Source organism: Mycobacterium europaeum, from assembly GCF_002102155.1.
Classification (GTDB): Bacteria; Actinomycetota; Actinomycetes; order Mycobacteriales; family Mycobacteriaceae; genus Mycobacterium; species Mycobacterium europaeum.
This window is the reverse complement of sequence record NZ_LQOU01000041.1, coordinates 18,666-44,618: the sequence shown is the minus strand read 5'-3', so window position 1 is coordinate 44,618 and position 25,953 is coordinate 18,666. Positions and strand designations below refer to the sequence as shown.

At 69.8% G+C, this 25,953-nt stretch carries 25 protein-coding genes; 14 read left to right on the top strand and 11 right to left on the bottom strand.

Annotated elements, in window-relative coordinates; genetic code table 11:
* Positions 1-11 precede the first annotated feature (11 nt).
* From kasB to AWC03_RS19020, 3 genes are all read left to right on the top strand, one after another.
* Positions 12-1,271: a 3-oxoacyl-ACP synthase KasB gene (gene kasB / locus AWC03_RS19030; protein ID WP_085242273.1), complete on the top strand. Its 1,260-nt coding sequence runs from the start codon at positions 12-14 to the stop codon at positions 1,269-1,271.
* 47 nt (positions 1,272-1,318) lie between these two features.
* Positions 1,319-2,740 (top strand): acyl-CoA carboxylase subunit beta, encoded by a 1,422-nt coding sequence (locus tag AWC03_RS19025; protein ID WP_085242272.1) that lies wholly within the window; start codon positions 1,319-1,321, stop codon positions 2,738-2,740.
* Between the two features lie 131 nt (positions 2,741-2,871).
* Positions 2,872-3,759: a hypothetical protein gene (locus tag AWC03_RS19020; RefSeq protein ID WP_085242271.1), complete on the top strand. Its 888-nt coding sequence runs from the start codon at positions 2,872-2,874 to the stop codon at positions 3,757-3,759.
* Positions 3,760-3,830: 71 nt separating this feature from the next.
* Here AWC03_RS19020 and AWC03_RS19015 read toward each other — a convergent pair whose 3' ends face one another.
* Positions 3,831-5,378, bottom strand: a complete 1,548-nt coding sequence (locus AWC03_RS19015) for an FAD-dependent monooxygenase (protein ID WP_085242270.1) — start codon at positions 5,376-5,378, stop codon at positions 3,831-3,833.
* A 123-nt stretch (positions 5,379-5,501) separates the two neighbouring features.
* Here AWC03_RS19015 and AWC03_RS19010 point away from each other — a divergent pair, with 123 nt between their 5' ends.
* Complete coding sequence (locus AWC03_RS19010) at positions 5,502-5,933, top strand: nucleoside deaminase (RefSeq protein ID WP_085242269.1); 432 nt, start codon at positions 5,502-5,504, stop codon at positions 5,931-5,933.
* Here the strand turns inward: AWC03_RS19010 and AWC03_RS19005 are convergent.
* Together AWC03_RS19005 and AWC03_RS19000 are read right to left on the bottom strand one after the other, a co-directional pair.
* Entirely contained in the window at positions 5,930-7,471 is a 1,542-nt protein-coding gene (locus AWC03_RS19005) for a glycerol-3-phosphate dehydrogenase/oxidase (protein WP_142278435.1), read from the bottom strand. The genes AWC03_RS19010 and AWC03_RS19005 overlap by 4 nt on opposite strands.
* Positions 7,471-8,046: a TetR/AcrR family transcriptional regulator gene (locus AWC03_RS19000; protein WP_085242267.1), complete on the bottom strand. Its 576-nt coding sequence runs from the start codon at positions 8,044-8,046 to the stop codon at positions 7,471-7,473. The genes AWC03_RS19005 and AWC03_RS19000 overlap by 1 nt, the downstream gene beginning before the upstream one ends.
* 47 nt (positions 8,047-8,093) lie before the next feature.
* Between AWC03_RS19000 and AWC03_RS18995 the strand changes: the two genes are divergently transcribed.
* Both AWC03_RS18995 and AWC03_RS18990 read left to right on the top strand, forming a co-directional pair.
* Positions 8,094-9,674 carry an FAD-binding oxidoreductase gene (locus AWC03_RS18995; RefSeq protein WP_338067435.1) on the top strand — a complete coding sequence of 527 codons (1,581 nt, stop codon included), beginning with the start codon at positions 8,094-8,096 and terminating at the stop codon, positions 9,672-9,674.
* A complete protein-coding gene (locus tag AWC03_RS18990) occupies positions 9,671-10,588 on the top strand; it encodes a diacylglycerol kinase (protein WP_085242265.1) in 918 nt (305 codons plus the stop codon). The genes AWC03_RS18995 and AWC03_RS18990 overlap by 4 nt, the downstream gene beginning before the upstream one ends.
* An 88-nt stretch (positions 10,589-10,676) precedes the next feature.
* Here AWC03_RS18990 and AWC03_RS18985 read toward each other — a convergent pair whose 3' ends face one another.
* The 3 genes from AWC03_RS18985 to AWC03_RS18975 all read right to left on the bottom strand — a co-directional run bounded on the left by AWC03_RS18985 (position 10,677) and on the right by AWC03_RS18975 (position 13,207).
* The gene (locus AWC03_RS18985; RefSeq protein WP_085242264.1) at positions 10,677-11,189 is read right to left on the bottom strand and encodes a DUF3145 domain-containing protein; all 513 of its coding nucleotides are present in this window, start codon (positions 11,187-11,189) and stop codon (positions 10,677-10,679) included.
* Positions 11,190-11,330: 141 nt separating this feature from the next.
* Positions 11,331-12,149 (bottom strand): serine hydrolase domain-containing protein, encoded by an 819-nt coding sequence (locus tag AWC03_RS18980; protein WP_085242263.1) that lies wholly within the window; start codon positions 12,147-12,149, stop codon positions 11,331-11,333.
* Entirely contained in the window at positions 12,149-13,207 is a 1,059-nt protein-coding gene (locus tag AWC03_RS18975; protein WP_085242262.1) for a class I SAM-dependent methyltransferase, read from the bottom strand. The genes AWC03_RS18980 and AWC03_RS18975 overlap by 1 nt, the downstream gene beginning before the upstream one ends.
* A gap of 32 nt (positions 13,208-13,239) precedes the next feature.
* Here AWC03_RS18975 and AWC03_RS18970 point away from each other — a divergent pair, with 32 nt between their 5' ends.
* Both AWC03_RS18970 and AWC03_RS18965 read left to right on the top strand, forming a co-directional pair.
* Complete coding sequence (locus AWC03_RS18970; RefSeq protein ID WP_085242261.1) at positions 13,240-14,325, top strand: S-(hydroxymethyl)mycothiol dehydrogenase; 1,086 nt, start codon at positions 13,240-13,242, stop codon at positions 14,323-14,325.
* Entirely contained in the window at positions 14,325-14,948 is a 624-nt protein-coding gene (locus tag AWC03_RS18965) for an MBL fold metallo-hydrolase (protein ID WP_085242260.1), read from the top strand. The genes AWC03_RS18970 and AWC03_RS18965 overlap by 1 nt, the downstream gene beginning before the upstream one ends.
* Positions 14,949-15,163: 215 nt before the next feature.
* Here the strand turns inward: AWC03_RS18965 and AWC03_RS18960 are convergent, their stop codons facing one another.
* Together AWC03_RS18960 and lnt are read right to left on the bottom strand one after the other, a co-directional pair.
* On the bottom strand, positions 15,164-15,886 hold the full coding sequence (locus AWC03_RS18960) for an SHOCT domain-containing protein (RefSeq protein WP_085242259.1): 723 nt from the start codon (positions 15,884-15,886) through the stop codon (positions 15,164-15,166).
* Positions 15,883-17,328 carry an apolipoprotein N-acyltransferase gene (gene lnt, locus AWC03_RS18955; RefSeq protein ID WP_085242258.1) on the bottom strand — a complete coding sequence of 482 codons (1,446 nt, stop codon included), beginning with the start codon at positions 17,326-17,328 and terminating at the stop codon, positions 15,883-15,885. The genes AWC03_RS18960 and lnt overlap by 4 nt, the downstream gene beginning before the upstream one ends.
* Before the next feature lie 86 nt (positions 17,329-17,414).
* Here lnt and AWC03_RS18950 point away from each other — a divergent pair, with 86 nt between their 5' ends.
* From AWC03_RS18950 to AWC03_RS18940, 3 genes are all read left to right on the top strand, one after another.
* Positions 17,415-18,371: an SDR family oxidoreductase gene (locus AWC03_RS18950; RefSeq protein ID WP_085242257.1), complete on the top strand. Its 957-nt coding sequence runs from the start codon at positions 17,415-17,417 to the stop codon at positions 18,369-18,371.
* A gap of 16 nt (positions 18,372-18,387) precedes the next feature.
* Positions 18,388-19,482 carry a class I SAM-dependent methyltransferase gene (locus AWC03_RS18945; RefSeq protein ID WP_085242256.1) on the top strand — a complete coding sequence of 365 codons (1,095 nt, stop codon included), beginning with the start codon at positions 18,388-18,390 and terminating at the stop codon, positions 19,480-19,482.
* Between the two features lie 75 nt (positions 19,483-19,557).
* The gene (locus tag AWC03_RS18940) at positions 19,558-19,923 is read left to right on the top strand and encodes a hypothetical protein (protein ID WP_085242255.1); all 366 of its coding nucleotides are present in this window, start codon (positions 19,558-19,560) and stop codon (positions 19,921-19,923) included.
* 1 nt (position 19,924) lies between these two features.
* On the opposite strand, the gene AWC03_RS18935 is transcribed toward AWC03_RS18940, so the two are convergent.
* Positions 19,925-21,649 carry an Hsp70 family protein gene (locus tag AWC03_RS18935; RefSeq protein ID WP_085242254.1) on the bottom strand — a complete coding sequence of 575 codons (1,725 nt, stop codon included), beginning with the start codon at positions 21,647-21,649 and terminating at the stop codon, positions 19,925-19,927.
* Between the two features lie 111 nt (positions 21,650-21,760).
* Positions 21,761-22,846 (bottom strand): NAD(P)H-dependent amine dehydrogenase family protein, encoded by a 1,086-nt coding sequence (locus AWC03_RS18930; protein WP_085242253.1) that lies wholly within the window; start codon positions 22,844-22,846, stop codon positions 21,761-21,763.
* Positions 22,847-22,951: 105 nt separating this feature from the next.
* Between AWC03_RS18930 and AWC03_RS18925 the strand changes: the two genes are divergently transcribed.
* From AWC03_RS18925 to AWC03_RS18915, 3 genes are all read left to right on the top strand, one after another.
* On the top strand, positions 22,952-23,293 hold the full coding sequence (locus AWC03_RS18925; protein ID WP_208859416.1) for an MmpS family transport accessory protein: 342 nt from the start codon (positions 22,952-22,954) through the stop codon (positions 23,291-23,293).
* 21 nt (positions 23,294-23,314) lie between these two features.
* Positions 23,315-24,613, top strand: a complete 1,299-nt coding sequence (locus AWC03_RS18920; RefSeq protein WP_085242251.1) for a cytochrome P450 — start codon at positions 23,315-23,317, stop codon at positions 24,611-24,613.
* A gap of 100 nt (positions 24,614-24,713) precedes the next feature.
* On the top strand, positions 24,714-25,289 hold the full coding sequence (locus AWC03_RS18915; protein WP_085242250.1) for an ester cyclase: 576 nt from the start codon (positions 24,714-24,716) through the stop codon (positions 25,287-25,289).
* Here the strand turns inward: AWC03_RS18915 and AWC03_RS18910 are convergent.
* On the bottom strand, positions 25,243-25,953 hold the full coding sequence (locus AWC03_RS18910; RefSeq protein WP_085242249.1) for a haloacid dehalogenase type II: 711 nt from the start codon (positions 25,951-25,953) through the stop codon (positions 25,243-25,245). The two genes, AWC03_RS18915 and AWC03_RS18910, sit on opposite strands and share 47 nt — an antisense overlap.

Here is a 25,953-nt window from a genome sequence, read left to right as displayed (position 1 = left end):
TCGTAAGACCCATGACAGAGCTGGTTACCGGGAAAACGCTCCCGAACGTGGTCGTCACTGGCATCGCCATGACGACCGCTCTGGCAACTGATGCCGAAACCACCTGGAAGCTGTTGTTGGACAGCCAAAGTGGTATCCGCCGCCTCGAGGACCCGTTCGTCGAGGAGTTCGACCTGCCGGTGAAGATCGGTGGGCACCTGCTGGAGGAGTTCGACAGCCAGATGACCCGCGTCGAGCTGCGCCGCACGGGTTACCTGCAGCGGATGTCCACCATCTTGAGCCGACGGGTCTGGGAGAACGCCGGCTCGCCCGAGGTCGACTCCGACCGCTTGATGGTGTCCATCGGCACCGGCCTGGGCTCCTCGGAGGAGATGGTCTTCAGCTACGACGACATGCGCGCTCGCGGCATGAAGGCGGTCTCCCCGCTCGGGGTGCAGAAGTACATGCCCAACGGCGCCGCCGCGGCGGTGGGCCTGGAGCGGCACGCCAAGGCGGGTGTGATCACCCCCGTGTCGGCGTGCGCGTCCGGCTCCGAGGGCATCGCCCAGGCGTGGCGCAACATCGTCTTCGGCGAGGCCGACATCGCCATCTGCGGTGGTGTGGAGACCAAGATCGAAGCCGTGCCGATCGCGGCATTCGCCCAGATGCGCATCGTGATGTCGACGAAGAACGACGACCCGGCGGGCGCCTGCCGCCCGTTCGACCGGGACCGCACCGGCTTCGTGTTCGGCGAGGCGGGGGCGCTCATGGTGATCGAGACCGAGGAGCACGCCAAGGCTCGCGGTGCCAACATCCTGGCCCGGATCATGGGGGCCGCCATCACCTCGGACGGCTACCACATGGTGGCGCCGGACCCCAACGGCCTGCGGGCCGGGCACGCGATGAGCCGGGCGATCCAGCTGGCCGGCCTGACGCCCGGCGACATCCACCACGTGAACGCCCACGCCACCGGCACCTCGGTGGGTGACGTCGCCGAGAGCAAGGCGATCAACAACGCGCTGGGCGCCCACGGTGGCAACGCCGCGGTCTACGCGCCGAAAGCCGCGCTGGGACACTCGGTCGGTGCGGTGGGCGCGGTCGAGTCGATCCTGACGATCCTCGCATTGCGCGACCAGGTCGTCCCGCCCACGCTGAACCTGGAAAACCTCGACCCGGAGGTCGACCTGGACGTGGTGTCGGGTAAGCCGCGGCCGGGCAACTACGAGTACGCCATCAACAACTCGTTCGGATTCGGCGGGCACAACGTCGCGATCGCGTTCGGGCGGTACTGATCACCGCTTCTCAACCGAGAGCACACCGGAGAACAGGAGACCTTGCGATGACAATCATGGCCCCCGCGTCGGTTGGCGAGTCGCTCGACCCCAGGGACCCGTTGCTGCGTCTGAGCAACTTCTTCGACGAGGGCAGCGTCGAGCTGCTGCACGAGCGTGACCGCTCGGGTGTGCTGTCGGCGGCGGGAACGGTGAACGGTGTGCGCACCATCGCCTTCTGCACCGACGGAACGGTGATGGGCGGCGCCATGGGCGTCGAGGGCTGCGCGCACATCGTCAACGCCTACGACACCGCCATCGAGGAACAGAGCCCGATCGTGGGCATCTGGCACTCCGGCGGGGCCCGGCTGGCCGAGGGCGTCAAGGCGCTGCACGCGGTCGGCACGGTGTTCGAGGCGATGATCCGCGCGTCCGGGTACGTCCCGCAGATCTCGGTGGTCGTCGGTTTCGCGGCCGGCGGCGCCGCCTACGGCCCCGCGCTCACCGACGTCATCGTGATGGCGCCCGAGAGCCGGGTGTTCGTCACCGGGCCGGACGTGGTGCGCAGCGTCACCGGTGAGGACGTCGACATGGCGTCCCTCGGCGGCCCGGAGACCCACCACAAGAAGTCCGGGGTCTGCCACATCGTCGCCGACGACGAGCTCGACGCCTACGAGCGCGGCCGTCGCCTGGTCGGATTGTTCTGCCAGCAAGGGCATTTCGACCGCACCAAGGCCGAAGCGGGTGACACCGACATCCACGCGCTGCTGCCGGAATCGTCGCGGCGGGCCTACGACGTGCGTCCGATCGTGACCGCGATCCTGGACGACGAGACCCCGTTCGACGAGTTCCAGGCCAACTGGGCGCCGTCGATGGTGATCGGGCTGGGCCGGCTGTCCGGCCGGACGGTCGGCGTGCTGGCGAACAACCCGCTGCGGCTGGGCGGCTGCCTGAACTCCGAAAGCGCCGAGAAGGCAGCACGTTTCGTGCGGCTCTGCGACGCGTTCGGCATCCCGCTGGTGGTGGTCGTCGACGTGCCGGGCTACCTGCCGGGTGTCGACCAGGAGTGGGGCGGCGTGGTGCGCCGCGGCGCGAAGCTGTTGCACGCCTTCGGCGAGTGCACGGTTCCGCGCGTCACGCTGGTCACCCGGAAGACCTACGGCGGGGCTTACATCGCGATGAACTCCCGGTCGCTCAACGCGACCAAGGTGTACGCCTGGCCGGACGCCGAGGTGGCCGTGATGGGCGCCAAGGCCGCCGTCGGGATCCTGCACAAGAAGAAGCTGGCCGCCGCGGCGGACCACGAGCGCGAGGCGCTGCACGACGAGTTGGCGGCCGAGCACGAGAAGATCGCCGGCGGTGTGGACAGCGCCATCGAGATCGGTGTGGTCGACGAGAAGATCGACCCGTCGCACACCCGCAGCAAGCTCACCGAGGCGCTGGCCCAGGCGCCGACGCGCCGCGGCCGCCACAAGAACATCCCGCTGTAATCCGCCTTCTAGGGCGAGCAGACGCAAAATCGCACGCGCGGTGCCCGCGCGCTGCGATTTTGCGTCTGCTCACCGGGCTAATCCCCAGGGGTGACTGGCCGATCTGAGTCCGATCTCCGCATGCTCTTGCCGTGCAGAGCGACGCGCGAGAGCTCCTACACCAATCCGGCGGGTTCGCGACAACCGCACAACTGCTGACAGTCATGACCCGTCAGCAACTCGACGTTCAAGTCCGACGCGGTGGGCTTATCCGCGTGTGGCATGGGGTCTACGGGGTCACACAGCCAAACCTTCTCGGGCGCTTGGCTGCATTGGATCTCTTCATGAATCGGCATGCGGTGGCCTGTATGGGCACCGCCGCGGCCTTATACGGGTTCGACACGGAGAACACCACCGCGATCCACGTTCTCGATCCGGGCGTCCGCATGCGTCCTACAGTCGGTCTGATGGTGCATCAACGCACCGGTGCCCTGCTCCAACGAATCGAGGGTCGACTCGCAACGGCGCCGGGATGGACTGCGGTGGAGGTCGCAAGGCAGCTGCCCCGGCCACGAGCCCTGGCAACACTCGACGCCGCATTACGGTCGATGCGATGCAGTCGCAATGACATTGGTGATGCCGTGGCCGAGCAGCGGGGGCGGCGAGGGATCGTTGCCGTGCGGGCTCTGCTGCCTTTCGCGGACGGCCGTGCGGAATCGGCCATGGAGAGCGAGGCCCGGCTCGTCATGATCGACCGGGGGCTACCGCTCCCCGAGCTGCAGCATCCAATCGTCGGACGCGACGGCGAGTTGTGGCGCGTCGACTTCGCCTGGCCGACAACGCGTTTGGCAGCAGAATACGAGAGCATCGACTGGCATGTGGGCCGCGAGGCGATGCTCCGCGACAAAACCCGGTGGGCCAAAATCCAGGAACTCGGGTGGACGATCATCCCTATCGTCGTCGATGACGTTCGGCGAGAACCCGACCGCCTCGCCGACCGCATCGCGACCCACCTGAACCGCCCGCGACTGGCCAGCTGATCCGCGAGCAGACACATAATCGCATCCGTGGAGGCTTCGCAGTGCGATTATGTGTCTGCTCGCGGATCAGCCTAGCGACCGAGGATCGTCGCGAGCGCTTGCCGAAGTTGGCCTTCCGCGTCCGCCGGCGGCGCATCACAGCGCCAGCCGACGAAGTCGTCCGGGCGGATCAGCAGCGCCCCCTCGGGCGCGAGCCCGGTGGCCGCCGCCCACTCGTCGCTGTAGACGCGATGCGCGGTCACCGACGCCGAAGCCGCGGCGGCACACCAGCGTTCGTCACCGCTGAGCACCGTGAATCCTGGGCCCAGCAGGTCCAGCGTCGAAACACCGTCGCGCACCCACACGTGCGGAACCCGGGTGCCGGGTTGGGCGCGCAACTCCGAGACCAGTTGCACCGCGTCCGGCTCGGTCGAGCCGTTCACGATGGCGGGCGAGTGGTAGCGGTATCCGATGAGCAACTCGAACATCGAGCACTCTTCCCCGGCCGGCAGCTGCGGCCGGTCATCGCTCAGCGGCAGCACGGCAAGCGTCGGGCCCGTCAGCGACTGCCGGGCCGCGAACCGCCCCACCGGGTGGCGTTCGGCGTGGTAGGTCTGCAACAACGCCGGATCCGCGGTCCCGTCCAGCACCGCGGCGAGCTTCCACGCCAGGTTGTGCGCACTCTGTATCGCGGTGTTGGCACCCCCGGCCTTGAACGGCGGCATGGTGTGCGCCGAATCGCCGACGAGAAAGACCCGCCCGCACTGGAATTGGTCGGCCACCTGCTCGTAGGGCTGCCACGCCGCGACCTCGATGACGTCGATGTCGATCGGCTCGCCGATCGCCTTGGTGAGCAGGTCGCGGCACCGTTGCGGCGTGAACTGGTCGGCCGTCTCGCCCCTGCCCGGGAAATACATGGTGATGAACATCCCCAGGTCGCCGTCGACCAGCAGAAAGATGCCGTCGACGTCGGCGTTCTTGACCTGCACGCCGTCACCGTCGGCCAGCTGCGAGACGAACTTGGTCCAGGGCGCCCGGAAGTAGATGAAGACCACGTAGATCGGCAGTGCGCCATGACCGGACGTGGTGATGCCCAACCGGTTGCGGACCGGGCTGTGCACCCCGTCGGCGCCGACGAGGTAGTCAGCGCGGACGGTCTCGGACTTCCCCGAGCCCCGGTCGCGCACCACCGCGGTGACGCCCGTTTCGTCCTGCTGGAGCGACGCGAGCTCCGTCCCGTAGCGCACCTCGCCGCCCCGTCGGCGGGTCTCGGCAAGCAGGATCGGCTCCAGCCTGCTCTGCGGGCAGTACTGCGCCGCGGGCTCGGGGCTCAGCGCGTCGAGTCCCGCGAAGACCGCGTTGACATCGATGGCCGGTTTTTCCTCGGGGCTGTTGAGCGCGGGCCTGACCATCAAGGCCGAGACGTGGTCGGCCACCGCGTGCACCTCGTCGCTGAGACCGAGGCCGCGCAGAATCTCCAGGCTGCGGAAGCTCAGGTTGCGAGCCTTCGGATAGATGAAGACCTCATTCCGCTTCTCGACCAGCAGGGAGCGCACCCCGTGCCGGGCGAGCAGCGCGGAGGTGGCGAGGCCGCCGGCGCCGGCGCCGGCGATGAGCACGGGTACGCGCATGGTCGTCATGGTCAAAATGATAGTGACTGTCATTCGATATTTACAATCACAATCTGCGGCGGTGGGGCACTGGGCGTGGTGGAACGCCGCCCCGTACCGGAAGATGACGTCGTGGCCCTTCCCCCGGCGGCGATGATGGACGTCGCGTTCGACGAGGCGCGGACGGGCCTCGCCGAGGGCGGCATCCCGATCGGGGCCGCGCTGTTCACCGCGGACGGGGTGCTGCTCGGACGCGGCCGCAACCGCCGTGTGCAACAGGGCGATCCGTCGTTGCACGCCGAGGTCGACGCGTTCCGGGCGGCCGGCCGACAGCGGGACTATCGCGCCACCGTCATGGTGACGACGCTCTCGCCGTGCTGGTTCTGCAGTGGCCTGGTGCGCCAGTTCAACATCGGTTCGCTCCTCGTCGGCGAATGCCGGACCTTCAGCGGCGGGCACGACTGGCTGGCCGCCAACGGGGTCAGGGTCACCGTGCTCGACGACGACCGCTGCGTGGCGATGCTGTCGGCCTTCATCGCCGAGCACCCCGACGTGTGGCACGAGGACATCGGCGTGGCGCCCTAACCGAACCGCTCCACGAACTCCTCCGCCACCGCGGCCACCCGTTCGCGGTCGGACTCCACCAACCCGATCCGGGTGCGCCGATCCAGGACGTCGGAGGCGTCCAGGGCGCCCTCATGGGTGATCGCATACTCGAATTCCGCGCGGATGACGTCGACGCCCTCGCCGACCGGCTCCGTCGGGCGCTTGCAGGTGGCGGTGGCGACGACCTTGGCCGCCTCGGCGCCGTACCGGCCTACCAGCGACGCCGGCAATCCGCCGACGGGACCCGTACCGGCGGCCCCGGGGTTGCCGGGCGCCCCGATCAGCGGCAGGTTGTGCGTCCGGCACCGCGCGGCGCCCAGGTGCCGGACGCTGACGGCGCGATCCAGCACGTCCTGCGCCATGTAGCGATATTCGGTGAGCTTGCCGCCGATCACGCTGATGATCCCGGACGACGACTCCACGACGGCGTGCTCGCGCGAGACGTCGGCGGTGCGGCCCTCGCCGGTATCGATCAGCGGCCGCAGGCCCGCGTAGGCGCCGATGACGTCGGCCGGCCCGAGCGCCACCCCGAGCGCGGTGTTGACCGTGTCGAGCAGGAACGCGACCTCGTCACCCGACGGCGTGGGGACGTCCGGGATCGGGCCGGGAGCCGCTTCGTCGGTCAGCCCCAAATAGACCCGGCCCAGCTGTTCGGGCATGGCGAAGACGAATCGGTTGAGCTCGCCGGGAATCGGAATGGTCAGCGCCGCAGTGGGATTGCCGAAGGCGGCGGCATCGAACACCAGATGCGTCCCGCGGCTGGGCCGCAGCCGCAACATGTCGTCGATCTCGGCCGCCCACACCCCGGCCGCGTTGATGACCGCCCGGGCCGAGACGTCGAACGACTCCCCGGTGCGCTGGTCGGTCAACCGCACCGCGGTGCCGGTCGCCTTCGACGCCGCGACGTAGGTCAGGATCCGGGCGCCGTGCTGCGCGGCGGTGCGGGCGACCGCGGTGACCAGCCGGGCGTCGTCGATCAGCTGCCCGTCGTAGGCCAGCAGGCCCCCGTCCAGGCCTTCGCGCCGCACGGTCGGCGCCATCTGCACGACGCGCTCGGGGCCGACCCGGCGCGACCGCGGCAGGATCGACGACGGCGTCCCCGCCAGCATCCGCAGCGCGTCGCCGGCCAGAAACCCGGCCCGCACCAGGGCACGTTTGCCCCGGCTCATGGACGGCAGCAGCGGAACCAGTTGCGGCATCGCGTGAACGAGATGGGGAGCGTTGCGGCTCATCAGGATTCCGCGCTCGACGGCGCTGCGCCGGGCGATGCCCACGTTGCCGCTCGCCAGATAGCGCAGCCCGCCGTGGACCAGCTTGGAACTCCAGCGGCTGGTGCCGAAGGCCAGGTCGTGCTTTTCCACCAACGCCACCCGCAGGCCCCGCGAGGCGGCATCGAGGGCGATGCCGGCGCCGGTGATGCCGCCGCCGATCACGACGACGTCCAGCGGCTCGCCCTCGGCGAGTGCCGCGAGGTCGGCGGCGCGGCGGGCGGCGTTCAGCGCGGTGGGGTCGGGCATCACGACAGGTATCCGTTCAGCGAGTAGGCGAGTTCGCCGGCCAGCGTGTCGGCGTCCAGGATCGGTTCGACGATCTGGGCCGACTGAATGGTCGACTGCGCGATCAGCAACACCATCGTGGCCATCTTCAGGGGGTCCCCGGCGCGCACGCTGCCGGTGCGCTGGGCGACCTCGAGCCGGGCGGCCAGGGCCTCGATCAACATGTGCTGGCTGGTCCCCAGGCGCTCGGTGATGTAGATCGGTGCAAGCTCGGAGTGCAGCACCGACATGACGAGCCGGTCCCGTCGCAGCAAGTCGGCCACCGTAACTATCTGGCGCACAAGCGATTCCCGGTCATCACCGAGCAGCGGCGCGGCCCGCATCGCCTCGGTGACGTGCCGGGTCAACAGCGTCGCCACGATCGATCGGGTATCCGGCCAGCGCCGGTACACCGTGGGCCTGCTGACGCCGGCGCGCCGGGCGATTTCGGCCAGGGTGACCCGGTCCACCCCGAAGTCGACCACACAGCTGGCCGCCGCCGCGAGGATGCGCTCCCCCGTGTCCGCCGCGGCGCTGGCGTTACTGATTGACAGCATGTGTAATACTGTAACGCATGACGCGACCCGAGGGCCTCCTCCCCCCGATGAAATGGAACGCCTGGGGCGACCCCGCGGCGGCCAAGCCGCTCTCGGAAGGTATCCGGGCGCTGCTGAAACAGGCTGTGGGCGTGGAGGATTCCGCTGCGGCCGAACTCGCGCCCGAGCAGGTGCGCCTGCGCCCGTCGGCGTTGCCGCAGGCGCACCGCGACGCGCTGGCCGAGCTCGTCGGCGCGGCATATTGCCGCACCGACGACCGGGACCGGCTGCTGCACGCGGGCGGCAAGTCCACGCTCGACCTGCTGCGCCGCAAGGACGCCGGCATGCAGGATGCGCCCGACGCCATCCTGCTGCCCGGCGACGAGGACGCCGTCGCCACGATCCTGCGCTACTGCTCGCACCACCGCATCGCCGTCGTCCCGTTCGGCGGCGGCACCAGCGTGGTCGGCGGCCTGGATCCCATCCGCGGGGAGTTCCAAGCCGTCGTGGCCCTCGACCTGCGCCGCCTCGACCAGCTGATCTCCCTCGACGAGGTGTCCGGCCAGGCCGTCTTCGGGGCCGGCGTCACCGGCCCGGAGGCCGAGCGTTTGCTTGGCGCCCAAGGCTTTTCGCTCGGGCATTTCCCGCAGAGCTTCGAATACGCCACCATCGGCGGCTTCGCCGCGACCCGCTCGTCCGGGCAGGACTCGGCGGGCTACGGCCGGTTCAACGACATGGTGCGGGGGCTGCGGGTGGTCACCCCGGTGGGCACCATGGACCTGGGCCGCGCCCCGGAATCCGCGGCGGGACCCGACCTGCGTCAGCTGATCATCGGCTCGGAGGGGGTCTTCGGGGTCATCACCCGGGTGCGGCTGCGCGTGCACCGGACCCCGGAAGCCGTCCGCTACCAGGCGTGGTCGTTTCCCGACTTCCAAACCGGCGCCGCGGCCCTGCGCGCCGTCACGCAGACCGCCACCGGCCCCACCGTCATCCGGCTTTCCGACGAGGCCGAGACCGGGGTCAACCTGGCGACCACCGAGTCGATCGGCGAAAGCCAGATCACCGGCGGCTGCCTGGGCATCACGGTGTTCGAGGGCAGCGCGGAGCACGTCGAAAGCCGGCACGCCGAGACCAGCGCGCTGCTGGCGGCGCGGGGCGGAACGTCGCTGGGCGAAGCGCCGGCGCGGGCCTGGGAGCACGGCCGGTTCGGCGCGCCGTACCTGCGCGATTCGTTGCTGTCGGCCGGCGCGCTCTGCGAGACGCTCGAGACCGCGACCGACTGGTCCAACATCCCCGCGCTCAAAGCCGCTGTCACACAAGCTCTCACCGATGCGCTGGCCCAGACCGGCACGCCGGCGCTGGTGATGTGCCACATCTCGCACGTCTACCCCACCGGGGCGTCGCTGTACTTCACCGTCGTCGCCGGGCAGCGCGGCAACCCGATCGAACAATGGCAGGCCGCGAAAAAGGCCGCCTGCGACGCGATCATGGCCACCGGCGGGACGATCACCCACCACCATGCGGTGGGCGCCGACCACCGGCCGTGGATGCGTGACGAGGTCGGCGAACTGGGGGTGCAGGTCCTGCGCGCGGTCAAGGCGACCCTGGACCCGGCCGGAATCCTCAACCCCGGCAAGCTGATTCCATGAACCGCCGCGAGATCGCGAAGGTGATCGCGCTGACCAATCCCGTCTCGGGGCATGGCGCGGCGATCCGGGCGGCACAGCTGGCGATCACTCGGCTGCACCACCGCGGCGTGGAGGTCGTCGAGATCATCGGCGACGACGCGCAGGACGCGCGCTATCTGGTGAGCGCGGCGCTGGAGAAGGGGGCCGACGCGGTCATGGTGACCGGCGGCGACGGCGTCGTGTCGAACGCGTTGCAGGTGCTGGCGGGCACCGACGTCCCGATCGGCATCGTCGCGGCGGGCACGGGCAACGACCACGCCCGTGAATTCGGTCTTCCCACAAAGGATCCGGAAGCCGCGGCGGACATCATCGTCGACGGCTTCACCGAAACCGTCGACCTGGGCCTGATCCGGCGCGACGACGGCGGCACGAAGTGGGAGAAGTGGTTCGGCACCGTGGCGGCCACCGGGTTCGACTCCCTGGTGACCGACCGGGCCAACCGGATGAGCTGGCCGCACGGGCGGCTGCGCTACTACCTGGCGATGCTCGCCGAGCTATCGCAACTGCGGCTCTTGCCGTTTCGCATGGTGCTCGACGGGACGCGGGAGATCGACGCCGACATCACCCTGGCCGCCTTCGGCAACACCCGCAGTTACGGCGGGGGCATGCTGATCTGCCCGCACGCCGACCCCACCGACGGCCTGCTCGACATCACGATGGTGCACGAGGCGTCGCGGACGAAATTGGTGCGCCTGTTCCCCACCGTGATGAAGGGCACTCACGTCAACCTCGACGAGGTGAGCACCACGCGGGCTCGATCGGTCCACGTCGAGTGCCCCGGTATCAACGTCTACGCCGACGGCGACTTCGCCTGCCCGCTGCCCGCCGAGATCAGCGCGGTCCCCGGCGCGCTGCGGATCCTGCGCCGAGCCTGAGGACCAATACCGGCTCTGCGAATTTGATATCGCCCGCGATATCAAATTCGCACGTCGAGCATTGCCCTCCAGAGACCCAACCCTGGGCCTAGCCGACGCCCCGGCTGAGCCAGGTCACCTCGCCGACCTCGCCGCCGTCGCGGTACGCCTCGAGGGCGTCGTCCCATGCCGTTCCCAGCACCGTGTCGAGTTCGGCCGCCAGGGTGTCGGCGCCCTGCGCCATCAGCGTCCGCAGCCGCATCTCCCCGACCATGACGTCGCCGTTGGCGCTCATCGCCCCGCTCCACAGCCCGAGCTGCGGGGTGTGGCTGAACCGCTGGCCGTCCACTCCGGGGCTGGGGTCCTCGGTGACCTCGAACCGCAGCACCGACCAGGAGCGCAGGGCGTTGGCCAGCCGGGCGCCGGTGCCCACCGGCCCGACCCAGTTGGTGACCGCCCGCAGCTGTCCGGGCATGGCCGGCTGCGGGGTCCACGTGAGGTTCGCCTTCGCCCCAAGGGTCGACGACAACGCCCACTCGACATGCGGGCACACCGCCGCCGGCGAGGCGTGCACGTACACCACGCCAGTCGTCACGTCGGCGAATTGATTCGACGAACGCATTTCCTGCTCCTTCGGTTCCGCGAGGGACGTCTTCCCCAACGACCTGGCGGGACCCGGCAAGCAGGATGTCTAACTATTTTGTGTGTCGTGCGTGTCTATTGTGCCTTGTGATGCCCGTGTTGCGCTAGTGTGCATTTTCGTTTAGGCGTATTCGGCTAGTACGGCATCGGAAAGCGCCGGCCACGGCCGCCGCGCCCAGTCCCCGAAATCGCGGTTGGTCAAGGCCACCAGCGCCAGGTCCCGTTCGGGATCGGCCCAGATGAAGCCCCCCGCCTGGCCGAAATGGCCGTACGTTCGCGGCGAGTTGCGCGAGCCCGTCCAGTGCGGGGATTTCGCGTCCCTGATCTCGAACCCCAGCCCCCAGTCGTTGGGCCGCTGGACCCCATAACCGGGCAACACGCCGTCCAGGCCGGGAAATTGCACGGTCGTCGCCTCGGCGTGCAACTGGGCCGAGACCGTCGCCGGGCGCAGCAGGTCACCGGCGAAGGCCACCAGGTCGGCCACCGTCGACGTCGCCCCGAACCCGGCTGCGGGGGCGCCGCCATCCAGCCGGGTGGCCGCCATGCCCAGGGGTTCGCAGACGGCCTCGGCCAGGTAGCGGCCGAAGTCGATCCCCGACTCGCGTTCCACCGTCTGGGCCAGCACGGTGAAGCCGTAGTTGGAGTAGATGCGCCGCGCGCCGGGAGCGGCCAGCACGTGATCGTTGTGCATGGTCAACCCCGACGCGTGCGCCAGCAGGTGCCGGATGGTGGCGCCCGGCGGCCCGGCGGCGGCGTCCAGGTCGAGGACCCCTTCTTCGACGGCCACCTGCACGGCGCGGGCCGCCAGCGGCTTGGTCACCGACGCCAGCGCGAACACCCGCCGGGTGTCGCCGTGGCTGGCCAGCACCCCGTCGGGACCGATCACCGCCGCGGCGGCGGCCTCGACCGGCCACTCGTTCAGAGCGTCGAGGGCCGCCATCACTTTCTGGCGATGTAGTAGTTGTTGATCGGGTCGGACTCGATCTCCGTCACCTGAACGTCGCCGAATCCGGCGTCACTCAGCATCGCCGTGGCCAGCTGTGTCCCCCACGCCGCGCCCAGCCCGGCGCCGTCCATAGCCAGCGACACCGTCATGCAGTGCATCAGCGAGGTGGTGTACAGGTAGGTGCTCATCGGCACGCCGACGTTGTCCTCGAGCCGGCTGGACGCCTTGATGTCGGCCATCAGCAGGACGCCACCGGGCCGCAGCGCGCGGTGGATGTTCTCCAGCACCCGGTCCGGCTGGGCCTGGTCGTGGATGGCGTCGAAGACGGTGATGACGTCGTAGGCGTCCCGCTTGTCCAGCTGCGCCAGGTTGTGACTCTCGAAGGTCGCGTTCGCCAGGCCGAGGCCGGCGGCCTCGCGGGCGCCGACGGCGATGGCCTCGTCGGAGAAGTCGATGCCGGTGAAGCGGCTGGCCGGGAACGCCTGGGCCATCACGTTGATCGCATGGCCGCTGCCGCAGCCGAAGTCCGCCACGTCGGCTCCGGAGCGCAGGCGCTCGACGAGCCCGTCGACCAGCGGCAGCACGACGTCGACCAACGCTTTGTCGTACACGACGCCGCTCTGCTCGGCCATCAGCGCGTGGAACCGGGGGAACTCGGCGTAGTGCAGGCCGCCGCCGTCGCGGAAGCAGTCGATGATCTTCTGTTCGACCTCGGCGAGCTGGGGCACGAACAGGGCCACCAGGGCGAGGTTGTCCGGCCCGGCCGCCCGGGTGAGCATGGCGGCGCGGTGCGCGGGCAGCGAGTAGGTGGCGGTGGCGGCGTCGTAGTCGACGACGCGTCCGGTCGTCATGCCGGCCAGCCACTCGCGCACGTAGCGTTCGTTGAGGCCGGCCGCGTCGGCGATCTGCGCGCTGGTGGAGGGCGGGAGCCCGGCCATCGTGTCCAGCAGGCCGGTCTGGTGGCCGATGCTCAGCAGCAGGGTCAGGCTGGCGCCGTCGATGGCCGCGGCGATTCGTCCGGCGAATTCTTTACCGGTCTCGGGTGCCGTCATGGTCAGCGACGGTACACCGTAGGTTGGTGGCCATGAGTCAGACAGTGCGCGGCGTCATTTCGCGAAAGAAGGGCGAACCCGTCGAATTGGTGGACATCGTCGTCCCGGATCCCGGGCCCGGCGAGGCGCTGGTCGACGTCATCGCCTGCGGGGTGTGCCACACCGACCTGACCTACCGCGAGGGCGGCATCAACGACGAATACCCCTTCCTGCTGGGGCACGAGGCCGCCGGCCGGGTGGAGGCGGTCGGGCCCGGTGTCACCGCGGTCGAGCCCGGTGACTTCGTGGTCCTGAACTGGCGGGCCGTCTGCGGCGAGTGCCGGGCCTGCAAGCGCGGCCGCCCGCACCTGTGTTTCGACACCTTCAACGCCGCGCAGAAGATGACGCTGACCGACGGCACGGAGCTGAAGCCCGCGCTGGGCATCGGGGCGTTCGCCGACAAGACGCTGGTGCACGCGGGCCAATGCACCAAGGTCGATCCCGCCGCCGACCCGGCCGTCGCGGGCCTGCTCGGCTGCGGGGTGATGGCGGGCATCGGCGCGGCGATCAACACCGGCGCGGTGACGCGCGACGACACCGTCGCGGTGATCGGCTGCGGCGGCGTCGGGGACGCCGCGATCGCCGGCGCCGCGCTCGTCGGGGCACGGCGCATCATCGCGGTGGACACCGACGACACCAAGCTCGATTGGGCCCGCAAGTTCGGCGCCACCCACACCGTCAACGCCCGCCAGGCCGACGTCGTCGAGGCCATTCAGGACCTCACCGACGGGTTCGGCGTCAACGTCGCGATCGACGCCGTCGGCCGGCCCGAAACCTGGAAGCAGGCCTTCTACGCCCGTGACCTCGCGGGAACCGTTGTGCTGGTGGGGGTTCCGACGCCCGACATGAAGCTCGAGATGCCGCTGATCGACTTCTTCAGCCACGGCGGGTCGCTGAAGTCGTCGTGGTACGGCGACTGCCTGCCCGAACGCGACTTCCCCACTTTGATCGACCTCTACCTGCAGGGCCGGCTGCCCCTGGAGCAGTTTGTCTCCGAGCGCATCGGGCTGGGCGACGTCGAGGAGGCCTTCCACAAGATGCACGGGGGCAAGGTGTTGCGTTCGGTGGTGATGCTCTGATGGTGAACATCGAGCGGGTGGTGACCCACGGCACCTTCGAACTCGACGGCGGCAGTTGGGAAGTCGACAACAACATCTGGCTGATCGGCGACAACTCCAATGTGGTGGTGTTCGACGCCGCCCATGACGCGGCGCCGATCGTCGAGGCCGTGGCCGGCCGCCATGTGGTGGCGGTGGTGTGCACGCACGGGCACAACGACCACGTGACGGTCGCGCCGGAACTCGGCAAGACGCTCGACGCGCCGGTGTTGTTGCATCCGGCCGACGAGGTGCTCTGGCGGATGACGCACCCCGGCAGCGACTTTCGCCCGATTTCCGACGGCGAGACGCTCAGCGTGGGCGGCACGGAGCTGCGGGCGATGCACACCCCTGGCCACTCCCCGGGGTCGGTGTGCTGGTATTCGCACGACCTGGGCGTGGTGTTCAGCGGGGACACCCTGTTCTCCGGCGGCCCGGGCGCGACCGGCCGCTCGTATTCGGATTTCCCGACCATCCTGCAGTCCATCTCCGAGCGGCTGGGCAAGCTGCCCGGCGAGACGGTGGTGCACACCGGCCACGGCGACAGCACCACGATCGGCGACGAGATCGTGCACTACGAGGAGTGGGTGGCCCGCGGGCACTGACGGCCCGTCGCGTTCCACGGTGCCCAGTCGCAGGGGCCACACGGGTGCCTGTCTGGGTACCACCATGTGACCGTGGAATTTGATATCGCCGGTGATATCGAATTCGAGGGTCGCCTATTGGTGGGCAGAGGTTGATCGGCAGAGGTTGATCGGCTGAGTTGCGTCGGCAGAGGTTGATCGGCTGAGTTTCGTCGGCGGCCCGGGGCCGCCGCGACCTAACGCCCCTCGAGGATCCGGCGCTTCTCGGCCTCGAATTCCTCCTGCGTCAACGCCCCCGAGTCCCGCAGCGCGGCAATGGTTTTCAGCCTCTCCAGTCGGACACCCTCGTCGGTCGGTTCGTGCGCCGCGGCGGCGGGGGGCGCCCGCGGGTAGGGGTTCGCCGCGGCCGCCGCCACCGCCCTGCGGCGGGTGCGGGCCAGCCATCGGCCCGACAACAGCGCACCGATCAGCCCCACCACGAACGTGGCTACGAACAGCCACACCACGACGCCGGCGGAGCTCTTGTGCCCGAAGGCCAGTCGCGGGTTGATATACCCGTTGACCTGCCCGTCGGTGGTGATGGTGTAGGTGCCGTCGGCCGCGATGCGGGCGACCCACACCCGCACGTGCGCGTCGTTGTTCACCGTCGTCGTGGTCCCGATGCTTTCGGTCAGCACGGGCTGCGCCACGCCGTCGGGCGGCGCGATCGTGACACCCAGCGGCGGCACCGGCAGTCCGCGGTCGGGACCGCTGATGACGACGGTGTGCAGGCTGACCGTGACGTCACCGGCGGGCAGGTGGAGGCTGCCCGAGCCCGGGACGGGCACCTCGCCGTAGGCGTTGTACCTGTCCAGGACGAACGCGTCGAGCACCAGGGCGAGGATGAAGCCGCCCACCGACACGACCATCACCGCGATGGCAGCGGCCAGCGAGATCTTCGCGACCCGCCGGCTGCTCATCCAGGCAGTGTGGCACCGCGGGCGGGGCGCTGCCAGCGCACGAGCGCGAAGCCGAGGACGACGAAGGCCAGCACCGGTACCCAGTCCCCCAGCCGTTGGTAGGGCGTGACGCGCGCCCCCAGCGGCACGCTCACCACGGTGACGCCCCGAACTTTCGACGGCAACCACGCCAGCCGGTGGCCTTGCGCGTCGAAGGCCGAGCTGTCGCCGGACAGTCCGGCGTGCACGGCCGGGCGGCCCGCCTCCACGGCGCGCACCGCCGGCTGCGCGGCCAGCTGCGGCTGCGCCCAACTCCCCTGGTAGGACGACGTGGAGCTCTGATACACCAACAGCTCCGCCCCGAGTTGTGCCTCCCGGCGGGCGAGGTCGGAGAACAGGGTCTCGTAGCTGACCAACGGCCCGATCGCCAGGGCGCCGGCATGCAACACGATGGGCCCGGTCCCGCGCTGCCGGTCCTCGGCGGCGGCCCTGCTGTGGCGGGTGAGCCAGCCGAAAAGCGGTCGCAGCGGGACGTATTCGCCGAACGGCACCAGCCGGGTCTTCCGGTACGTGCCCGCGGATCCGCCCGGCCCGATCAGCACCGCCGACTTGTAGATCCCGCCGCCGGGCGCGGGAGCGTCGACGTTGACCAACAGGTCCGCGCCCACCCGCCGGGACAATGCGGCGAGCCGCGCCGACACCTCCGGGTGGCTGCCCAGATCGGACCCCACGCTGCTTTCCCCCCAGACCACCAGGTCCAGGCGCTGACCGGCAACCGAAGCGGTGAGTTCCTCGCTGGCGGCCTGCCGCGCGCCGGAATCGGTGATGTCCCCGGGCTGCACCAGCGCCACCCGCACCGTGGGACCGCCCGCGGGCGGCGGGCCCAACAAATACCAGGCCGGGCCGACCGCCGCGAAGGCCGCCGCGCACCCCAGCGCGACAAGCCGGCCCGACGCGCCGCGGTGCACGACAGCGCCCGCCAGCGCCGTATTGACCGCGACCACAAGGAAACTCGTCAGCCACACCCCTCCCAGCGCGGCCGACGCCAGGGTGACGGGCTGGGCGGATTGCGACGCGCCCAGCGCCGCCCATGACCCGCCGAGCGGCGGCCAGGACCGCACGGCGTCGGCCGCCACCCACGCGCTGGGCAACACCACCATGGCGGCGACCGTCCGGCCCAGCCCGGCCGGCGCCGACAGCAACCGATGCGCCAACCACCCCCAGGGCAACCAGAGCGCACCGAAGCCGGCGGCCATCACCGCCAGCAACGGGCCGACGAACGTCACCAGCCAGTACTGCGTGGCCAGCACGAATCCGGCGACGCCGAGCCAGGCCCGCGCGGACGCCTCCCACGGGGTCGGCGCCGCCCGCACCACCAGGAGCAGCGGCACCAGGCCGAACCAGGCCAGCCACCACCACGACGGCGCGGGAAAGGCGAGCGCGGGCAGCGCGCCGACGGCCAACGCGGCCGCCCAGCCACGGGTGCGCTGTCGACGAACCGGCACAAAGAGCACACTATGACGGGGCGCACACGAAGGGAGTGATACGCATGGCCAACGATCTCGTCGCCACGGTGCCCGACCTGTCGGGCAAGCTGGCGATCGTCACCGGCGCCAACAGCGGCCTGGGCTTCGGCCTGGCCCGGCGGCTCGCCGCCGCCGGCGCCGACGTCGTCATGGCGATCCGCAATCGCGCCAAGGGCGAAAAGGCGATCGACGAGATCCGCACCACGGTGCCCGACGCCAAGCTGACCATCAAGTCGCTGGACCTGTCGTCGCTGGCCGCGGTCGCCGCGCTGGGCGAGCAACTCAACGCCGAGGGCCGCCCCGTCGACATCCTGATCAACAACGCCGGCGTCATGACGCCGCCCGAACGCGACACCACCGCCAACGGCTTCGAATTGCAGTTCGGCAGCAATCATCTCGGGCACTTCGCCCTCACCGGCCACCTGCTGCCGCTGCTGCGCGCCGCCGGCAAGGCGCGCGTTGTCTCGCTGAGCAGCCTGGCGGCCCGCCAGAGCGCCAAGATCCACTTCGACGACCCGCAGTTCGAGAAGTCCTACGCGGCGATGTCGGCGTACGGCCAGTCGAAGCTGGCGGTGTTGATGTTCGCCCTCGAGTTGGACCGGCGCAGCCGCGCGGCCGGCTGGGGCGTCATGTCCAACGCCGCGCACCCGGGACTGACCAAGACCAACCTGCAGATCGCCGGGCCGTCGCACGGCCGCGACACGCCCTCGCTGATGGCACGGTTGTACAAGGCGTCCTGGCGGTTCACGCCGTTCCTGTGGCAGGAGATCGACGAGGGCATCCTGCCGGCGCTCTACGCCGCGGCCGCGCCGCACGCCCAGGGCGGCGCGTACTACGGGCCCCGCGGCTTCTACGAGGCCGCCGGCGGCGGGGTCCGCCCGGCCAAGGTCCCCGAGCGGGCCCGCAACGAGGCTGACTGCCAACGGCTTTGGGAACTCTCCGAGCAGCTCACCGGCGTCAGCTACCCGAAGCCCAGCTGACGACTATCGTTGGGCCATGCGGCCTGAACCTCGGATGCCCGAATCGAGCATTGTGGTCCGGCCCGAACCCGTGTACACGCAGTCGTCGCGGCTGCAGGCCGCCGGGTTGGCCCCGGCCATCGCGCTGTTCGAGCGGGCCGCCGAGCAGGTGGCGCTACCCAAGCCCCCGCAGCCCATCGTCATCGCCGACTACGGCACCGCCAACGGGCACAATTCGCTCAAGCCGCTGTGCGCGGCGATCACGGCCCTGCGTCGCCGCACCCGTCATGACCACGCAATCCTGGTGGCGCACACCGACATCCCGGACAACGACTTCTCTGCGCTGTTCCACACCCTGTCCGACGACCCCGAAAGCTACCTGCACCTGGACTCGGCGACGTTCGCGTCGTCGATCGGCCGGTCCTTCTACAACCAGATCGTGCCGTCGCAGACGGTCAACCTCGGCTGGTCATCGTGGGCGACGCAGTGGCTGAGCACGATGCCGGGCGAGGTGCACGACCACGTGCACATCGCCTACAGCACCGACGACACGGCGCGCGCGGCCTACGCCCGACAGGCGGCCCTGGACTGGCACAACTTCGTGGCGTTCCGCGGCCGCGAAATGGCCCCCGACGGGCGGCTGGTGGTGATGACGATCGCCCTCGACGAGGACGGCACGCCGGGTTTTCCGACGCTGCTCGACGCGGTGCTCGCGGCGCTGCGTGAGCAGGTGCGCGACGGCCTGCTGCGCCAGGACGAGGCCCGGCGCATGACCATTCCCACATTTGCCCGCAGCGAGAAGGACTTTCGGGCCCCGTTCTCGCCCAGCGGCCGCTTCGAGGGCCTGTCGATCGACCGGCTCGACTTGTTCACCGCCGAGGACCGATTCTGGGCCCGGTTCCAGGTGGACCACGACGCCGAGGCCTTCGGGGCGCAGTGGGCGGCCTTCGCCCGCGCGGCGCTGTTCCCCGCCCTGGTGCGCGGGCTGGACGGCAGCCTCCGCGACGCACGGGCCGCGGAGTTCGTCGACCGGCTCGAGCGGGCGGTCGCGGAGCAGCTGTCAAGCGCTCCCGAGCCGATGCGGATCCCGCTGGCGCTGGTGGAGCTGGTCAAACGCGAACGATCGTGGTGATGAGAGTTTCGACACAACGCCGCAACGGGTAACCCCCCGAACATCGCGACATGCAATTGCGAGGGGGTTTGATGCATGAGCGTCCAAGACGATAAGTCGGATGATCAGGACACCGATCAAAAACTGACGGAGAAGCCCGAGCCGGACGAGGGCGACAAGAAGAAGGCCGCCGAGATGATGGAGGCCTACAAAGAAAAGCCCACCATCGTGCTGCCCGGCACCGGGGGCAGCGTGTCGGGCACCGCGGTCAACGACTGGTTGGACGAGGACGGCAACCCCAAGCACGAGGTCCCCGAGGGTGCCGATGCCGGCGGCCAGGCGAAAGCCGACGACGATTCGCGCGACGAGCAGGCCCTGCAGGACCAGATCGAAAAGGACAAGGCCCTCAACAAGCGACTCAAAGAGGCCGCGTTGGCGGAGAACAAGGGCGAAAAGGATTGACCTATCGGGTCGTTCCCAGCTGAGGGTCCAATTGGGGGATGCCGCTGATGCCCAAGTCTCCCCCGATGCCCTGAATGATCTGGTTGACCCGGTCGATGCCGGGGATCGGTTCGTTGACACCGGGCACCGCCGGAATGGGCGGGACCTCCGGTACCCGCGGGACGGCCGGGCGCGGCGCGGCCGCCAGCGGCGGGGCCTGTTGCGGTTTGGCTGACGGGACGCTGGTCGACGGCGTCTCGGTGTTGACGGGCGGGTTGGTGCCCGTGGTCGACGGAGCGGGAGCCTCTTCGGCGGGCGGGGGCGGCTGCGCGGTCGCGGTCTGTGCGGGCGGCGCGGGAGCCCGGCTGCTGATCACTCCCGGCGTCTGCGTCGTCGCCGACTTATTCGCCGAGGTCAGCCCGATAGTGACGGCCGTCCCCACCAGCGCCACCGCCGCCGCCGCGCCGACGATCGCGGCCAGGACCGGCAGCCGGAACAGGTGGCTCTTGCGCTTGTCGGACGCGGGCTCGTCGGTGGCCCCTTCGCCGGCCTCTTCCGCGGCGGGGGCGGGCGTGACCTGCGGTTGCTTACCGGTCTGCGACCAGGCCCGCACGGCGGCGACGCCGGTGATCGCCGCCGCCGGGGCGGCCTGCGCGGTCGCCGTGACGGGCGCGGCGGGCGCCGACGCCGTCGCCGCCGCAGGCATCTCGCCGGGACCGTGCGCGGCCCGCAGCGCGGCGCCGGAGGCGGCCGTCAGGTGCGGACGCGGCGTGGTGATGACGGGGACGCGGAAGTACTGCGACAGCGTGGTGGTGATCGCGGGGATGTTCGCCCCGCCGCCAACCGAGACGACCGCCGCCAGGTCCTGGATCCCGTTGCGCGCCAAGGTGTTTTCCAGGACGGCCACGAACCGGTCCAGCGGCGTGCGGATCGCCTCGTCGAGCTCGGCGCGGGTGACCCGGATTTCCCCCGTCAGCCCGTCGGTCACGGTGGTGGCCGTGCTCGACGACAGCTCCTCCTTGGCGCCCCGGCACGCGGTCCGCAGCCGGCTCAGTGAGCCGATCGTCACGGTGCCCGCCTGGTCGAAGGAGGGGGCGGCGGACATGTTGGAGATGACGGCGCTCAGCAGCGCCTGATCGATCACGTCACCGGAGAAGTCGTTCAGCCGCACGGTGGGGGCCAGCGCCTGGTAGTCGCCGTCGGCGCGCATGAAGGTGACGCTGGTGCCGGTGCCGCCGAAGTCGCACACCGCCACGGTCCCCCTGCGCGGTATGCCGGGGCCGCTCCGCACGGCGAGCAGCGCGGCCGCGGCGTCGGGGATCAGCAGCAGCGGCCGCGTGCGGTTGGACCATTCGGCGACCGAACTCAGCGCGGCGCCCACGGCGTCGACGGCCGGGGAGGCCCAGTGGGCGGGGTAGGTCACGGCGACGCTGTCGGGCAGGGGCCGCCCGCCGGCGAGGGCGTAGGCCAGCGCGCGCACGGCGTCGGCGATCAGTTCCTCGCCGCGGTGCACCGAGCCGTCGGCCGCCACCACTCCCCGCGGGTCGGAGACCCGGTTCACGAACCCGGTCAGCACCAGCCCGGGCTGGTCGAGCCGCGGGTTCTCTGCGGGGATGCCCACCTCCGGCGCGCGCTCGGGGTAGAGCGTCAGGACGGCCTTGCGGGTGAGGGCCCGGCCGGCGGACATCGCCGCCAGGTTGGTGGCACCGATCGACAGACCCAGCGCGGTTCCAGCTCCATTGGCCATGTGTCCCTACCCCAGCTTCACCCAACTCGCATCCCAGGCTAGCCGTTATTGTGCCGAAGAATCCTGTACCGCGTCTCAGGGGAACCTAGGTGCCGGCTGTGCGCCGGCCGGTCAGCGGATGTTGCCGGCGCCGGCGATCAGCGGCAGGTCGAGCGGCGTGACCCAGCCCGGCCGCAGGTCGTTGACGGCGGGCACGGCGTTGAGGGCCCGCATTCCGGTCGCCAGGCACCCGGCCGTGGCCGCGTCGCGGCCCGATCCGTCGGTGAACCGGAACGCGGTCTCTTGGAGGACGCTCGGCGTGCCCTCGATCTCCACCCGGTAGACGTCGTTGTCGTGGCCGGAGGGCCAGTCGGGCGCGGCGTCGATGCCGATGCGGTTGACGTGTTCGAGCTGAATCCTGGTCTCGCCCTTGTAGATCCCGTTGATGGTGAACCGGACCGCGGCGACGTGGCCGGGCTTGATCACGCCCTTGACGGTGTTGCGCTCGGTCGGCGTCACCCACTTGTCCCAGGTGGTGGTGATCTCGTCGAGCATGATGCCGGCCGCGTGGGCGATCATCGGGACCGTGGCACCCCACGCGAAGATCAACATGTTGGAGTCTTCCAGCAGCGGGCGGTATTCGGGCTCGCGGCCGATGCCCATCTCGACTTCGTAATCGCCCTCGTAGTTGGTGTAGTCGAGCAGCTCGGAGGCGCGCACCCGGCGCACCTCCGAGCACAGGCCCATCAGCGTCATCGGGAACAGGTCGTTGGCGAATCCGGGGTCGATGCCGGTAGTGAAGCAGGACGATCCCCCCAGCTCGCACGCCTCGGTGATGGGCTGGATCCACTGCGGCGGGTTGAGGTGCATCGTCGGCCACACCCACGGGGTCATCGCGGTCGAGCAGACGTCGACCCCGGCCCGCAGGAAGCGGGTCATCAGGGCGATGTTGTCCTGGGCGTGCATCGCCGTGGGGCCGTAGTGCACCAGTGCGTCGGGCTTCAGCGCGATCAGCGCCTCGACGTCGTCGGTGGCGATGATGCCGACCGGCTCGGGCAGCCCGCAGATCTCGCCGACGTCGCGCCCGACCTTGTCGGGGTTGCTGACGCCCACACCCACCAATTCGAACAGCGGATGCTTGACGATCTCGGCGATCACCATCTTGCCGACGAAGCCGGTGCCCCAAACCACCACACGTTTTGCGCCGTGTTCCGACATACTCACCTTCCCGTGCCAGCCCCCGTGGGACTCACCCTAGAGCGGCGCCGCTTCGTCTGGGCGGAAAGCTTCCGTAGCACCGCGTGTGGTGACACGATGCAAATCATGACGAAGCATCGGCGCGGCCTGAAGATCCTGTTCGCCGTCGGAGTCGGCTGGGCCGCGACGGTCCCGGGGGTGGCCCATGCCATCCCGCAGATGCCCCACGCCCGCTACGAGGTGACCGGCGGCCCCGTCGCGCAGTACATCTCGTACCAGACCGACGCCGGTCAGCTGCACCAGGTCAACGTGCCGCTGCCGTGGTCGACGGAGTTCACCGCCTTCGGCGGGCAGGTGTACGTGATCAGCGCGCAGGGCGCCGGCCCCCTGCGCTGCCGGATCCTGCTCGACGGCAACGTGGTCGCCGACGCGCAGGCGGCGGGCGGCAGGACGGTCTGTGCCCACTAACGGTTTCGCAGGAGGTTCTCGGTGAGTCTGAAGACGGGTATCGCGACACGGACGAATGGGGCGCCACCACCCGAGGTTCCCCTCTCCGACATCCACCTCGACTCGCTGGACTTCTGGGGGCAAGACGACGACTTCCGCGACGGCGCCTTCGCCACCCTGCGCCGCGAGGCCCCCATCTCGTTCTGGCCCGCGATCGAGATGGAGGGATTCGAGGCCGGCGAGGGCTATTGGTCGCTCACCAAGCACGACGACGTGCACTTCGCCAGCCGTCATCCGGAGATCTTCAGCTCCAGCCCCAACATCACGGTCAACGACAACGCGCCGGAGATCGCCGAATACTTCGGCTCGATGATCGTGCTCGACGATCCGCGGCACCAGCGGCTGCGCTCGATCGTCAGCCGCGCGTTCACCCCGAAGGTGGTGGCGCGCATCGAGGCGTCGGTGCGCGAGCGGGCCCGCCGGCTGGTCGCCTCGCTGATCGCCAACCATCCCAACGGGGAAGCCGACCTGGTCACCGAGCTGGCCGGCCCGCTGCCGCTGCAGATCATCTGCGACATGATGGGGATCCCCGAGGAAGACCATCAGCGAATCTTCCACTGGACCAACGTGATTCTCGGGTTCGGCGACCCCGACCTGACGACCGACTTCGACGAATTCCTGAAGATCTCGATGGACATCGGCGCCTATGCCTCCGCGCTGGCGGAGGACCGCCGCGTCAACCACCACGACGACCTGACCACCAGCCTGGTGGAAGCCGAGGTCGACGGCGAACGGCTGTCGTCGGCGGAGATCGCGTCGTTCTTCATCCTGCTGGTGGTGGCCGGCAACGAGACGACGCGCAACGCGATCAGCCACGGCGTGCTGGCCCTGTCGCGCTATCCCGACGAGCGGGACAAGTGGTGGGCCAACTTCGACCGCCTGGCGCCCACGGCGGTCGAGGAGATCGTGCGGTGGGCCTCGCCGGTGGTCTACATGCGGCGGACGCTGACCCGCGACTTCAAGCTGAGCGGCACCAAGATGGCGGAGGGCGACAAGGTCGTGTTGTGGTACAACTCGGCCAACCGCGACGAGGCGACGTTCGCCAACCCGTGGCTCTTCGACCTGGCGCGAACCCCTAACCCGCACTTCGGTTTCGGTGGCGGCGGTGCGCACTTCTGCCTCGGCGCCAACCTCGCCCGCCGCGAGATCCGGGTCATCTTCGACGAGTTGCGCCGCGAGATACCCGACATCGTCGCGGTCGACGAGCCCGCCCGGCTGCTGTCGCAGTTCATCCACGGCATCAAGGCGCTGCCGGTCGCCTGGACCCCGCCCCGGGGGTAGCGCGCACCCGGACGGGATGTCGCGAGCAGACACAAACTCGCACAGCAAGGCGCCAAATTGTGCGACTTTGCGTCTGCTCGCCGGGTTTATCGTTACCTGCATGACGATCCCCGCGTTCCCCTCCGCGGACGTACTTGCCGCCCGCCAGAAGCTCGTGCTCGACCACTTCCACGACGAGGTCCGCCAGGCCTGGGACGACGTGTTGTCGACCTTCCCGCATCCGCGCTACGAGCTGATCCCGCAGATGATCGTCCACGACGGCGATCGGGCGGTGCGCGACTACTACGCCTACACCCGCACCGCGTTTCCCGACCAGGACCACGAGATCATCGCGCTGCGGCACAGCGCCGACGCGGTGATCGTCGAGTTCTGGTTGATGGGCACGCATCTGGGTTACCTGGGCAAGGTTCCTCCGACGGGCAGCCGGTTCCGGGTCCGCATGACCGCCTACTTCGTCTTCGACGACACCGAAACGCTTGTCTGCGAACGCATTTATTTCGACACGCTGACCATGATCAAGCAGCTGCTGGGCGGGCTGGACATGAAGAAGCCCGCCAATTGGCTGCTGGCCGCGCGCTGCGCGCGCGGCTTCCTGTCGATGTCGTCGGAGAAGCCGGACCCGTCGCTGATCAGCAGCCGAGTTGCGTTGCCAGGTCAAGGAAGTCGGACGCGTTGACGTCGAATTCGTCGGAATAGGTCACGTCGGCGTCACCGTCGGCACCGAACTCGAGCGGGCGGGCGACGAAGGCGGTCCGGAACCCGAGCCCGGCCGCGGCGCGGAGGTCGTACTTGTGGCTGGCCACCATCATGATCTCGCCGGCGTCCAGACCCAGGTACGTCGCGGCCATCCGATAGACCGCCGGGTCGGGCTTGAACGCCCCGGCCATCTCCGCGGCGAAGATCGCGTCGAAGGGCAACCCCGCCCGCTTGCAGATGCCGATGACGGCCGACACGTCGGCGTTCGACAGGGTGGCCAGGGTGTGGGCGGCGCGAAGCCGGGTCAGCCCGGGCACCGCGTCGGGCCAGGGCTCGAGCCGCTGCCAGGCCAGGGTCAACTCGTCGCGCTCGGCGCCGGAGAGGGTGATGCCGCGCTCGTCCAGGACGGCGTCGAGGGCCCGCCGATACACCGAGTGCACCGACACCCACCCGGCGCCCCGACGCTCCGCACCGGCCAGCGTCGCGAAGTAGCCTGCGCGCCAACGCCGTACCAGCTCGGGCCAGTCGGCTTCCGGGTGACGCCCGGCGCTGATCCGCCGCGCCTGCTCGCACACCGTCGAATGAAAATCCGTCGCCGTGCCTTGCACGTCGAACAGCAGCGCCTTGACCACAGCCTTCATCAT